The organism is Actinoplanes sp. NPDC049598, assembly GCF_040675435.1.
Lineage (GTDB): Bacteria > Actinomycetota > Actinomycetes > Mycobacteriales > Micromonosporaceae > Actinoplanes.
This window is the reverse complement of the sequence record NZ_JBFAOX010000034.1, coordinates 1-10,514: the sequence shown is the minus strand read 5'-3', so window position 1 is coordinate 10,514 and position 10,514 is coordinate 1. Positions and strand designations below refer to the sequence as shown.

Annotated in this window: 11 protein-coding genes; 9 read left to right on the top strand and 2 right to left on the bottom strand. The window is 73.1% G+C overall.

The window, feature by feature from the left end:
• A partial coding sequence (locus AB0J66_RS43815; protein WP_364673644.1) for a hypothetical protein occupies positions 1-2,245 on the bottom strand: 2,245 nt, incomplete at its 3' end.
• A 144-nt stretch (positions 2,246-2,389) separates the two neighbouring features.
• On the opposite strand from AB0J66_RS43815, the gene AB0J66_RS43810 reads away from it, so the two are divergent.
• The 7 genes from AB0J66_RS43810 to AB0J66_RS43780 all read left to right on the top strand — a co-directional run bounded on the left by AB0J66_RS43810 (position 2,390) and on the right by AB0J66_RS43780 (position 7,597).
• On the top strand, positions 2,390-3,250 hold the full coding sequence (locus AB0J66_RS43810; RefSeq protein WP_364673643.1) for an ABC-2 family transporter protein: 861 nt from the start codon (positions 2,390-2,392) through the stop codon (positions 3,248-3,250).
• Positions 3,243-4,037 carry an ABC-2 family transporter protein gene (locus AB0J66_RS43805; protein ID WP_364673641.1) on the top strand — a complete coding sequence of 265 codons (795 nt, stop codon included), beginning with the start codon at positions 3,243-3,245 and terminating at the stop codon, positions 4,035-4,037. The genes AB0J66_RS43810 and AB0J66_RS43805 overlap by 8 nt, the downstream gene beginning before the upstream one ends.
• Positions 4,034-4,987: an ATP-binding cassette domain-containing protein gene (locus tag AB0J66_RS43800; protein ID WP_364673639.1), complete on the top strand. Its 954-nt coding sequence runs from the start codon at positions 4,034-4,036 to the stop codon at positions 4,985-4,987. The genes AB0J66_RS43805 and AB0J66_RS43800 overlap by 4 nt, the downstream gene beginning before the upstream one ends.
• A gap of 65 nt (positions 4,988-5,052) precedes the next feature.
• Positions 5,053-6,357: a glycoside hydrolase family 16 protein gene (locus tag AB0J66_RS43795; RefSeq protein ID WP_364673636.1), complete on the top strand. Its 1,305-nt coding sequence runs from the start codon at positions 5,053-5,055 to the stop codon at positions 6,355-6,357.
• A gap of 36 nt (positions 6,358-6,393) precedes the next feature.
• Positions 6,394-6,720, top strand: a complete 327-nt coding sequence (locus AB0J66_RS43790; RefSeq protein ID WP_364673633.1) for a metalloregulator ArsR/SmtB family transcription factor — start codon at positions 6,394-6,396, stop codon at positions 6,718-6,720.
• Entirely contained in the window at positions 6,717-7,190 is a 474-nt protein-coding gene (locus AB0J66_RS43785) for an SRPBCC domain-containing protein (RefSeq protein WP_364673631.1), read from the top strand. The genes AB0J66_RS43790 and AB0J66_RS43785 overlap by 4 nt, the downstream gene beginning before the upstream one ends.
• Before the next feature lie 2 nt (positions 7,191-7,192).
• Positions 7,193-7,597, top strand: coding sequence for a glyoxalase superfamily protein (locus AB0J66_RS43780; RefSeq protein WP_364673628.1), 405 nt, complete (start codon positions 7,193-7,195; stop codon positions 7,595-7,597).
• Here AB0J66_RS43780 and AB0J66_RS43775 read toward each other — a convergent pair.
• On the bottom strand, positions 7,594-8,148 hold the full coding sequence (locus tag AB0J66_RS43775) for an XRE family transcriptional regulator (RefSeq protein WP_364673625.1): 555 nt from the start codon (positions 8,146-8,148) through the stop codon (positions 7,594-7,596). The genes AB0J66_RS43780 and AB0J66_RS43775 overlap by 4 nt on opposite strands.
• 65 nt (positions 8,149-8,213) lie before the next feature.
• Here AB0J66_RS43775 and AB0J66_RS43770 point away from each other — a divergent pair, with 65 nt between their 5' ends.
• Positions 8,214-9,008 (top strand): AzlC family ABC transporter permease, encoded by a 795-nt coding sequence (locus AB0J66_RS43770; protein ID WP_364673623.1) that lies wholly within the window; start codon positions 8,214-8,216, stop codon positions 9,006-9,008.
• Entirely contained in the window at positions 9,008-9,316 is a 309-nt protein-coding gene (locus tag AB0J66_RS43765) for an AzlD domain-containing protein (RefSeq protein WP_364673620.1), read from the top strand. Before AB0J66_RS43770 ends, AB0J66_RS43765 begins: the two co-directional genes overlap by 1 nt.
• The last annotated feature ends 1,198 nt before the right edge of the window (positions 9,317-10,514 follow it).

The following is a 10,514-nucleotide window of genomic DNA, read 5'->3' as shown; positions in this document are numbered from 1 at the left end:
GGGGCTGGGCCGGTCCGGTGAACGGCTGTGCGGTGCCGGAGACGGGACTCGCTGTGCCGGAGACGGGGTGAGTTGGTCGAGTTTGTCCAGGAACGGTGGGCGGCTGGGCCGTGCCCGCCGCCGGCCAGGCCGGCTCCGCCGGGTGGCTGGGGCCGGAAACGGGGTGGCCGGGGCCGGCGTGCGTCGGCTGCGTGGGGATTCCCGCCCCTGCCGCAGCCGCGTAGGGCGGAGGCGCGGCCGGGTGCTGTGTGGTCGTGCCGGACGGCGATACGGTCGTGCCCGGGTACTGAGGCGCCGCCGGGTGCTGGGCCGGCGTGCCCGACGGTGATGTGGGCGTGCCTGGGTATCGCGCCGCGGCCGGGTGCTGCGCGGGTGTGCCGGATGGTGATGTGGGCGTGCCCGGGTACTGCGGCGGCCTGCCCGAGGGTGGCTGCGGCGAGGCTGGGCGTTGCTGGGGCGTGCTCGACACCGGGTGGGCCGGGGCCGGGATCGCCGAGCCGGGTGCGGTCGGGTAGAGCGGGGCCGGGTCGGTGGGGCGCTGCGGGGTGACGCGGGTGGGCTGCGCGGCCGGGCGGGCCGGGGCGGGGGTGCTGCGGTCCGGCGGGGCCGGGCGCAGGTCGAAGGGCGGGCCGGAGTCGCGGCCGTCGCGCTGGCCGGGGGCCGGGGGCTGGCCGGGGCGGGACGGGAAGGCGTCGGCGGGCGCGGGGCGGGCGTTGCCGTAGACGCCGGAGGGGGAGACCGGGCGCGGTCCGTCCGGCTGCTCCTCGGGGGCGTGGCGGCGGCCGTAGTAGCCGCGGGGGCCGGACGCCGCCGCGGGAGGACGGCCGGCGCCGTAGACGCCGGGTGGCGTCGTGCTGCCGGGCGGGGGAGCCGCCTGAGCGTGGCCGGCCTCAGCGTGGCTGGGCTGAGCGTGGCTGGGCTGAGCGGGCCGCGGGCTACGAGGGTCGGCGGGGGCCTGCGGGGTGCCGGGGCCGGCTGCGGGCCGGACGCCCGGCGGATAGGGCGGCTGCGGTACGACGGCGGCGCGGAAAGCGTCGCGCGGGGGCAGGTCGCGCTGCGCGGCGGGCTGCGAGACGCCCCGTCGCGGCAGTTCGTTCGGGGCTTGCGGCTGAGGCTGGGCGCCGCGCTGGGTCGGGTCGTACTGCGGCGAAGCCGGCCGGGTGTCGCGCGGCGGCAGATCACTCTGTGCCATGTCACGCGGCTGCGCGCCGCGCTGAGGCAGGGGCTGGTCACCATAGGGCGCGCCGCGAGGCGGCAGGTCGCCCTGACGCGCATCGCGCTGGTAAGCATCGCGCGGCGGCAGATCCCTCGGGGAGGTGCGCTGCGGCAGGTCGCGAGCCTGGTCGGAGTGCTGTGGCCGGTCGCCGGGCTGGGTGGATCGCGGGGGCAGGTCGCGAGCCTGGTCGGAGTGCTGTGGCCGGTCGCCGGGCTGGGTGGATCGCGGGGGCAGGTCGCGAGCCTGGTCAGAACGCTGCGGGAAGTCGCCGAGCTGGCTGGAACGCTGCGGCTGGTCGCCGGGCTGGGTTGAGCGCTGCGGCAGGTCACGGGGCTGGGCGCCGCGCTGCGGGAGGTCGCTCTGGTGGGGGTCGCGCTGTGAATTGTGGCCTTGGGGGGCGCGGGTGTTCCACCCTTCGCCGCCGGCGGGGGACTGGGGGGTGGGGCCCGAGGCGGCGCGCCCGTAGACCGGGGCCGGGCCTCGGCGCTGGTCGGGCGTGGAGCGGCGGTCGTCGGCCCCCTGGTCGCGTGACGGCATGGCATGACTCTGGGCCGGCCGGTTCCACATCGGCTGGGTCGGCGGCGGCGACGGCACCCCGGCCGGACCGGCGTGTGCCCGGCCCGGGCCGGCCTGCGGGCCGTCCGGCGATCCGGTGTGCTGGGGGCTGCCGTCCTGCTGCCAGCCGTCCGGCTGGGGGCCGCCGCCGGCGCGGCCCTGGGACGGCTGGGCGGGGCGGCCCTGGGGCGGGCGGGGGTCGTTGTTCGGCACGGGGCTGTGTGCGTACCTCGTCGGTGGTTGGTCGTCCGGGCTGGACCAGGATGCCGGGGGCTCGTCGGCGGGGGGCGAGCCGGCCTCGTAGACGGGGGTGTGCACGGCCTTGCGGCGGCCGGGGTCGCCCGGGTAGCGCTGGCCGGTGACGGGCTCCCACTCCCAGGTGATCTCGTAGACCCAGGCCGGCTCGTCGGCCCATGCGCCCCAGCTGCTCGAGCTGCCCGCGTCGCCCGAGCCCAGGGAGCCCCAGCCCTTCATCGGGCGCCCTGGATGAGGCCCGGTGATTGGCGACGCTCCGTCACGGCGAGATCCACTTCTGGTCGTAATTGTGAGGTGGCCGTCCGGAGACCCGGGTAGAGTCGCCCGGCTCGACTGCGGGGTTTCGGAAAGGAGATTAACGGCGTGAGCGGGACTGACGCCAGGGTGCTGACGATCTCTCCCGGCCCGGGGCCGCGGGTCTCCATCGCTACTTTCGGTGCGCTGGTCTGGTCGGGTTTCCGGCGGTACGCGACCTATCGCCAGGCCACGGCCGCCGGAGCGTTCACCAACATAGTCTTTGGCTTTCTCCGCTGCTACGTGCTCCTGACCGTGGCGGCGGGCGCACCGGGCGGCCGGCCCGGCGGTTACGACACCGAACAGCTCGCCACGTTCGTCTGGGTAGGACAGGGCTTACTGACCGTGGTGGGCATCTGGGGATGGACCGACCTTTCCGACCGGATCCGTTCGGGTGAGGTCGCGGCCGACTTGTTACGCCCGGTGCCGCCGGTGACCGCCTATCTCGCCGCCGACCTGGGCCGCGGTCTGCACGGCATGGTGACCCGATTTATACCGCCGGTAATTGCCGGAGCCATTTTCTTCGGCCTGCGGGCGCCCGATCGGTGGCAGACGATTCCCCTGTTCGTGGTCTCAGTCGTGCTGGCGGTGATCGGCTGCTTCGGATGCCGCTACCTGGTGAACGCGACCGCCTACTGGCTGCACGACGCCCGCGGTCCGCTCGTCTTCTGGACCCTGGCCAGCGGCGTGCTGGCCGGCCTCTACTTCCCGCTGCGCCTGCTCCCGGACTGGCTGACGGTCACCCTCTGGGTCGCCACGCCGCTGCCCGGCCTGCTCCAGACCCCGCTCGACGTGCTTGTCGAGCGCGACGATCCGACCACCCAGGCGGGCCTGGTCGCGTTGCAGGCAGTGTGGGCCGTGATCATGCTGATGGCCGCCCGATATGTCCAGCTGAGGGCGGAGCGCAAGCTGGTGGTCCAGGGTGGCTAACCCGTACCTGGCCCTCCTGGGCGGGAAGCTGCGGTCGATGGCCAGCTACCGCACCAGCTTCATCGTCGAGCTGATCACCAATGCCGGCGGCACGGTCATCGACGTCGCCACCGTCTTCGTGCTCTTCCGCACGGCCGCCCGGATCGGCGAGTTCGACCTGGCCGAGGCGCTGATGATGGCCGGGATCACCAGCGCCGGGTTCGTCCTGGCCGACATGACGGTCGGCAACATCGACGACCTCAAGCGGTACGTCCGTACGGGCACCCTCGACGCCGTCCTCGTCCGCCCGCTCGGCGTACTCCCGCAGCTGGTCTGCATGGATCTGCCCGTCCGGAAGCTGATGCGCCTGCTCGTGGGCCTCGGCGTGCTGGTCACCGCGGTCGCCCTGAACGACATCGACTGGACCCCGGCCCGGGCGCTGCTCCTGGTGATCTCGCCCATCTCGGCCGGCGTCTTCTTCGGGGCGATCTTCGTGATCGCCGGCAGTTTCGCGTTCTGGTGGGTCGAGTCGGGCGAGGTCGGCAACGGTTTCACCTACGGCGGGCGCGATTTCGCGTCGTACCCGATCACCGTCTACGGCGGCTGGTTCCGCGCCGTCTTCGCGTACAGCCTGGGCTTTGCCTTTGTGTCCTATCAGCCGGCCCTGGTGATTCTGGACCGGCCCGACCCGCTCGGCCTGCCGGCGTGGGCCGGTTACACCGCACCGCTGGTGGCGCTGGCCGCCGCGACCATCGCCGGGCTCGTCTGGCGCACCGGCGTCCGCCACTACCGGAGCACCGGCTCATGATCGAGATGCAGGACCTGCGCAAGGACTTCGCCGTACGCGTCAAAGCGGGCCGCCTCCGCCGGGAGAAGCGCCTGGTCCGGGCGGTGGACGGGGTCAGCCTGGCCATCGAGCGGGGCGAGATGGTCGGCTACATCGGGCCCAACGGCGCCGGCAAGTCGACCACGCTGAAGATGCTCACCGGCGTGCTGACGCCGACCAGCGGGGACGTACGGGTGTGCGGGCTCGAGCCCGTGCCGCAGCGCACCCGCCTGGCATTGCAGATCGGCGTCGTCTTCGGGCAGCGTTCGCAGCTGTGGTGGGACCTGCCGCTGGGGGAGTCGTTCCGGCTCCTGCGCCACATCTACCGGGTCCCGCCGGCCGAGCACGCGCAGCGGTTGAAGAAGTGCCGTGAGCTGCTCGATCTCGACGAGTTCCTCGACACTCCGGTCCGGCAACTGTCGCTGGGCCAGCGGATGCGCGGCGAGCTGACCGCGGCCCTGCTGCACGGCCCGAGTGTGCTGTTCCTGGACGAGCCGACGATCGGCCTCGACGTGGTCAGCAAGCAGGCCGTCCGCTCGTTCCTGGCCGAGCTGGGCCGCGGCGGCGACGTCACGTTGGTGCTGACCACGCACGACCTGGCCGACATCGAACGCCTGTGCCGCCGCCTCGTCGTCATCGACCACGGCCACGTCGTCCACGACGGCACCATCGAGCAGCTGCACGCCCGGTACGGCTCCCGCCGCCGACTCGTCGTCGACCTGGACGCGCCCCTGCCGGCCGACTTCACCCTGCCCGGCGCCACCCTGACCGGCACGGAAGCCGACGGCCACCGGGTCACGTTCACCCTCGACGCGATCGCCGCCGGCGCCGCGGTGGCCGCCCTGGTCAACGCCTCCGCCGTCCGCGACCTGTCCGTGGTCGAGCCGGACATCGAGGACGTCGTCGCGCGCCTCTACACAGCCACCCGCTGACCGGCCGGGTTGCTTTCCGGGAGCCGCCCGAAGCTTCGCCCCGCCCCGGCCGATGTCTTGGGGCCGTGAAGCGACTGCTCGCCGCCACCGCCGCGGCACTTCTGCTGGGCGTCCCGGTTCCCGCGAAGGCCGCGCCGGTCGAGAAGCTGCTCAACGGCTCAGCCCGGTCCGATTTGTCCGGCTGGTCGGCGGCCGCGCAATCGGGCTCGCTCTCGCTGCGCCGGGTCACCGCCCTCACGGGCGCCCCCGCCAAGACCGCGGTCGAGGTGCGCTCGCCGGGTGGTTCCGGCTCTTGGGCGTACGCGTTGAGCACCCTCACCGCTCCGGCATTCGAGGTCGGGCGCACCTACCGGATGACCGCCTACCTGCGTGATCTCGGTGGGGCCGGCCGCACGTACGGCATGCTCCTGGCCAATGGCTCGTGGCAGAACCGGCCGGCCAAGGTCTCCGAGTACGTCAGCCCCGCGACCGCCGGCTGGCAGCGCATCACCCGGACGTTCCTGGCCACCGCGACCGGCGCCGCCGACACTTCCCTCTATTTCGCGCTGCCCACCTCGGGCCCGTTCGCCGTGCAGATCACCAATGCGTCTGTCCAGCCCGTCACCGCGTACACCCCCAAGCGCGTGACCAGCGCACCCAGCCGGACCCTGACCTTCGCCGGGGCCGAAGGCGCCGCGCCCGACCCGAGGATCTGGACCGCGCAGACCGGGGCCGGCGGGTGGGGGAACGGCGAGCGGCAGACCTACACCAGCAGTACGGCGAACGCGCAGCTCGACGGCTCGGGAAAGTTGAAGATCACCGCGTTGCGGACGGGCGGCGGCGGTTACACGAGCGCCCGGCTCACCACGCAGGACAAGGTCACCATCAACCCCGGGTCGTACGTCGAGGCGTCGATCACCGCGCCCACCGGCGCCGCCGTCTGGCCGGCGTTCTGGCTGCTCGGCGCGAACATGCCGACCGTCGGCTGGCCGGCCTGCGGCGAGCTCGACGTCTTCGAGGGCACCGGCAGCGAGCCCACGCTGGCCAAGTCGGCCGTGCACATGGCGATCACCAGGAACGCCAAGATCGACCGGCAGTACGGCTGGAACGAGGGCACGACGGATCTGGGCACCCCGCTCGACACCGGCAGTCACCGGTTCGGCGTGTATTTCGACGCGCAAACCGTCCGTTTCTATGTCGACCGCAAGCCGACGATGGTTCTCTGGGCCTCGGACGCACGCGCCTCGGACCGCACGTGGCCGTTCGCCAAGCCGATGTTCATGCTGCTCAACGTCGCGATCGCCGGCGACGTCGACCCGTCCGCGACCTCGTTCCCGCGCACGATGACGGTCGGCCCGATCTCGGTCTGGCCCGGCGGCGTACCCGCTTGACGACGCAGAACTGGCGTCGTAGATTACCGATCGGTTATGAACACGACTCTGGACGCCACCTTCGCCGCGCTGGCCGACCCGACGCGGCGCGCCATCCTGGCCCGCCTCGCCCGGGGCGAGGCCACCGTCACCGAGCTGGCCGAGCCGTTCGCGATGACCCAGCCCGCCATCACCAAGCACGTCAAGGTGCTCGAGCGGGCCGGCCTGATCAGCCGCGAGCCGGGCAACCGCCGGGCGCCCTGCCGGCTCGAGGCGCGCCCGCTCGGCGCCGCGGTCGACTGGCTGCGCGACTACCGGGAGTACTGGGAAGAGTCGTACCGCAACCTCGACGAGGTGCTCGCTTCGCTGGAGGACGAGTCGTGACCGCCCTGGAGGTCACCGCCCACGGCGACCGCGACCTGGTGCTGACCCGCTCCTTCGCCGCCCCACCCGACCGCGTGTTCGCCGCCTGGACCCGTCCCGAGCTGCTGACGCGCTGGTACGGGGCTCGCGGCTGGCGCCTCGTCGAGTGCGAGATCGACCTGCGGGTGGGTGGCGCCTACGTCTTCGTGAGCGAGGGGCCGGGTGGCGATCGGATGACCCAGCGCGGCACGTACCGCGTCGTCGACCCGCCGCACCGCCTGCTGCACACCGAACGCTTCGACGACCAGTCCTACCCCGGCGAGACCTTGATCAGCCACGAGTTCCGTCCGGCCGGGGCCGGAACCGAGCTGACCACCACCATCCGCTACGCCACCCCCGAGGGCCGCGCCCGCGTGCTGGCCTATCCCATGGCCCGGGGACTCGGCGAAGGATTCGAACGGCTCGACGCACTGCTCTTCAACGGAGGTTGATCGTGAACTGGACCCTGGAAGTCGTCGTGGTGCCCGTCTCCGACCTGGACCGGGCCAAACAGTTCTACGCCGACCGGCTCGGCTTCAATGTCGACCACGACACGAGCTTCGGTGACGACGTACGCATCATCCAGCTGACCCCGCCCGGCTCCGGCTGCTCGGTCGTGATCGGCAAGGGGGCCGTGCCCGACATGCCGCCGGGCTCCCTCAAGGGCCTGCAGCTGGTCGTGCCGGACATTCACAAGGCCCACGCCGAGCTGGTCGAGCGTGGCGTCGACTGCGGCGAGGTGCAGATCCTCGGCGAGAACCCGCGGCCCGTGCCGCACCCGCTGGACAACGTCGGCTTCATCTTCTTCAGCGACCCCGACGGCAACGGCTGGGCCGTCCAGCAGATCAGCCGCGCCTAACGGTGCTCCATCACCAGCACGGCCCACGCCGGTTCCAGGGCCTCGTAGTAGTGCGGCACATCGCCGGGGAATGAGACGTAGTCGCCCGGCCCGACCTCGACCTGCTCGCCGGCCGGCCCGGCCAGGATCCGGCCCGCCGCGACCACCATGTGCTCCACGCTGCCCGGAATGTGCGCCGCCGCCTCCCGCGGCTCGCCCGGCTCGAGCTCCATGACGTAGAGGTCGCGGCGCGTGTGGGCCGAGCCCGCGGCGAGCAGCGTGGCCACGAAGTCGGTCTGGTCGGACTGCACCCGCGGCCCCTCACCGGCCCGGATCACCCGCACCCGGGTCGGCGGCGGCTCGACCAGCCGGCTGAACGGCACCCCCAGCGCCACCCCGAGCGACCACAGCGTCTCGATGCTCGGGTTGCCCGTGCCCGCCTCCAGCTGCGACAGCGTCGACTTGGCCAGCCCCGCCCGCCGGGCCAGCTCCGCGAGCGAGATCCCCGCCCGCTCCCGCTCGCGCCGCAACGCGGCCGCGATCGTCGCCAGCGGCGGCGCCGATTCGTGCATGTTCGCTCCATCGATCGTGTCGTTCGGTTTGACGAACGCAGGGCCGGCGTTCAATATTCTGAACCATGCGTACGTTACAGCGAACGATCGATCGTGCGCTGCTTCGCGACGCCGCGGCCATCGGCGCGGCGATGGTCGCGGTCGGCGCCTCCTTCGGCGCCATCACGATCGCCTACGGCCTGCCCACCTGGCTGCCGTTCCTGATGTCCACGGTCGTCTTCGCCGGCGGCTCCCAGTTCCTGGCCGTGGGCCTGTTCGCCGCCGGCAACCCCATCGCCGCCGTGCTGGCGGGCCTGCTCCTCAACGCCCGCCACCTGCCCTTCGGCATGGCCGTGGGCACCGCCATGGGCGCCAGCCTCCGCGACCGCCTCCTCGGCTCCCACGTCATGACCGACGAGGTGGTCGCCTTCACCCTGGCCGAAAAGGACCCCACTCGCCGCCGCCCCACCTACTGGCTGATCGGCCTGACCCTCTTCACCTCCTGGAACATCGGCACCGCCCTGGGCGTCCTCCTCGGCAACACCTTCACCAACACCGACGCCCTGGGCCTCGACGCCGCCTTCCCCGCCGCCCTGATCGCCCTGATCCTCCCGTCCCTGCGGGACCGCCCCACCCGCCTGGCCGCTTTGACCGGCGCCGCCGTCGCCGTAGCCCTGACCCCCGTACTCCCCGCCGGTCTGCCGATCCTCTGCGCCCTCCTGGGCCTGCTCACCCTGCTCCGCTCCGCAAGCCGCCCCGCCGGCCCAGCCCCCCTCACCTCCGCGCCCACTGCTGCCGGCCCAGCCCACCGCGCCGATTCCCTTAACCCCAGCGGCCCGGACGATCCGGACGGCCCGCCCCCTGCACCCCAGGAGTCCTGATGCTGATCGCCTCGATCGTCATCCTCGGCGTGGGCACCTACACCATGCGCCTCGGCGGCGTGCTGCTACGCGAGCGGCTGCCCCTCTCCGACGCCCTGCAGCGCATCCTCCCGATGGCCGCCGCCGCCCTGTTGGCCGCCCTGGCCGCCACCTCAACGCTCATGGCCGGCAGCACCTTCGCCGGCCTGGCCCGCCCCACCGGCGTAGCCGTCGGCGCCCTCCTCGCCTGGCGCCGAGCCCCCTTCGTCGTAGTCGTGGTAGCCGCCGCCGCAACCGCCGCCCTCCTACGCCTGGCCGGCCTCTCGTAACCCCACGACGCCCACGGCCATTGACCGGCTCGGAGCAGGAGGTACCGACGCGAGCCCACCCACCCGCCCGCCCGTCTCGCCGCGCTTGCGGCGCCCGGTCCGGGCCACGGAGCGGGTCAGGATGTGGGCGGGTACAGCGCCCGGCCGATTCGCCCTTCTTGACAGGCTTGCGGGTCACGGCCTGGCCATCGAGCAGGGCAGCGGTGAGGATGGCGCGGAGGACGGCCATTCGTCGGTCCTACCGCGCTTGCGCCGTCACGGTCTGGTCATTGAGCGGCCCCGGTTCTGTCCGGCTCAGAGATGTCGGTGGGTGTAGGCGGGGCGAAAGCCAACGGATGACGCCGGAGCCGATCCGCGTACCCAGCCGGCTCACGCGCCCGCCCAGCTTGCGCGCCCGGCCGGCTTGCGCACCCAGCCGGCTTACGCGCCTGACCGGCTTGCGCACCCGGCCGGCTTACGCACCCGGCCGGCTTACGCGCCCGACCGGTTTGCGCGCCGGCCGGCCTGCGCCGCGTTACCCCGCGAGTCAGGGTGCCCAGTGGGCTCGATAAGGGTGGGCGGCGCGGAGAGTGACCCGCGTGCTCGTCGAGCGCGCCGTGACCACGGTCGACGCCGTCCTGCGTCCGCGCGCAAGCCCGCCTTGATCGCCGCGTGCGCGATGCCGCTCTTGGGCGCCGCGTGTGGGATGCCGGGCATGGTCGCCGCGCGAGATGCCGGTCTTGGTCGCCCGCGGGGCGACCTGGTGTGGGCACAGTGAGGGTCGAGGGTCAGCACCGATGCCGGTCTGTTCGCCCGTCCCGCCTGCGCGGGACCCTCCAAGGAGCCCCGCAAGTCAGGAGTGCGACCTGGGCCCCCATGGGTGAGAGAGACACCGACGCCCAGCCCGCCGTCCGTGGCGCTCGCGCCGGCGTGCAAAGCCCGTCATCCCGCCTCCGCCGGCCTGCCCGCCCACCGAACCCGCGCAACCGGCCTGGAATGGCCGACCAACCCACCACCCACCCCGGCCTGCGTGAACGAGCCCCCTGCTCCAACCACAGCGCGGATGCGAACAGCACCCCCACCCCACCGCAAGGTGACCGCCACCCGCACCACGCGCTCAGCCGCCGGCGACCAAACGCCCGGCCGAAACGCATTCCCATGCAAGGCGGAGGGCAGGGGGTGACCACTCGCGGCCTCACGCTCCCCAGTTCGGCCGCGA

Bases quoted from the DNA above. Each gene is read 5' to 3' on its own strand.
- AB0J66_RS43790 (WP_364673633.1), top strand. From the start codon at position 6,394: ATGAACACGACTCTGGACGCCACCTTCGCCGCGCTGGCCGACCCGACG.
- AB0J66_RS43770 (WP_364673623.1), top strand. From the start codon at position 8,214: ATGCGTACGTTACAGCGAACGATCGATCGTGCGCTGCTTCGCGACGCC.
- AB0J66_RS43765 (WP_364673620.1), top strand. From the start codon at position 9,008: ATGCTGATCGCCTCGATCGTCATCCTCGGCGTGGGCACCTACACCATG.
- AB0J66_RS43800 (WP_364673639.1), top strand. From the start codon at position 4,034: ATGATCGAGATGCAGGACCTGCGCAAGGACTTCGCCGTACGCGTCAAA.
- AB0J66_RS43775 (WP_364673625.1), bottom strand. From the start codon at position 8,148: ATGCACGAATCGGCGCCGCCGCTGGCGACGATCGCGGCCGCGTTGCGG.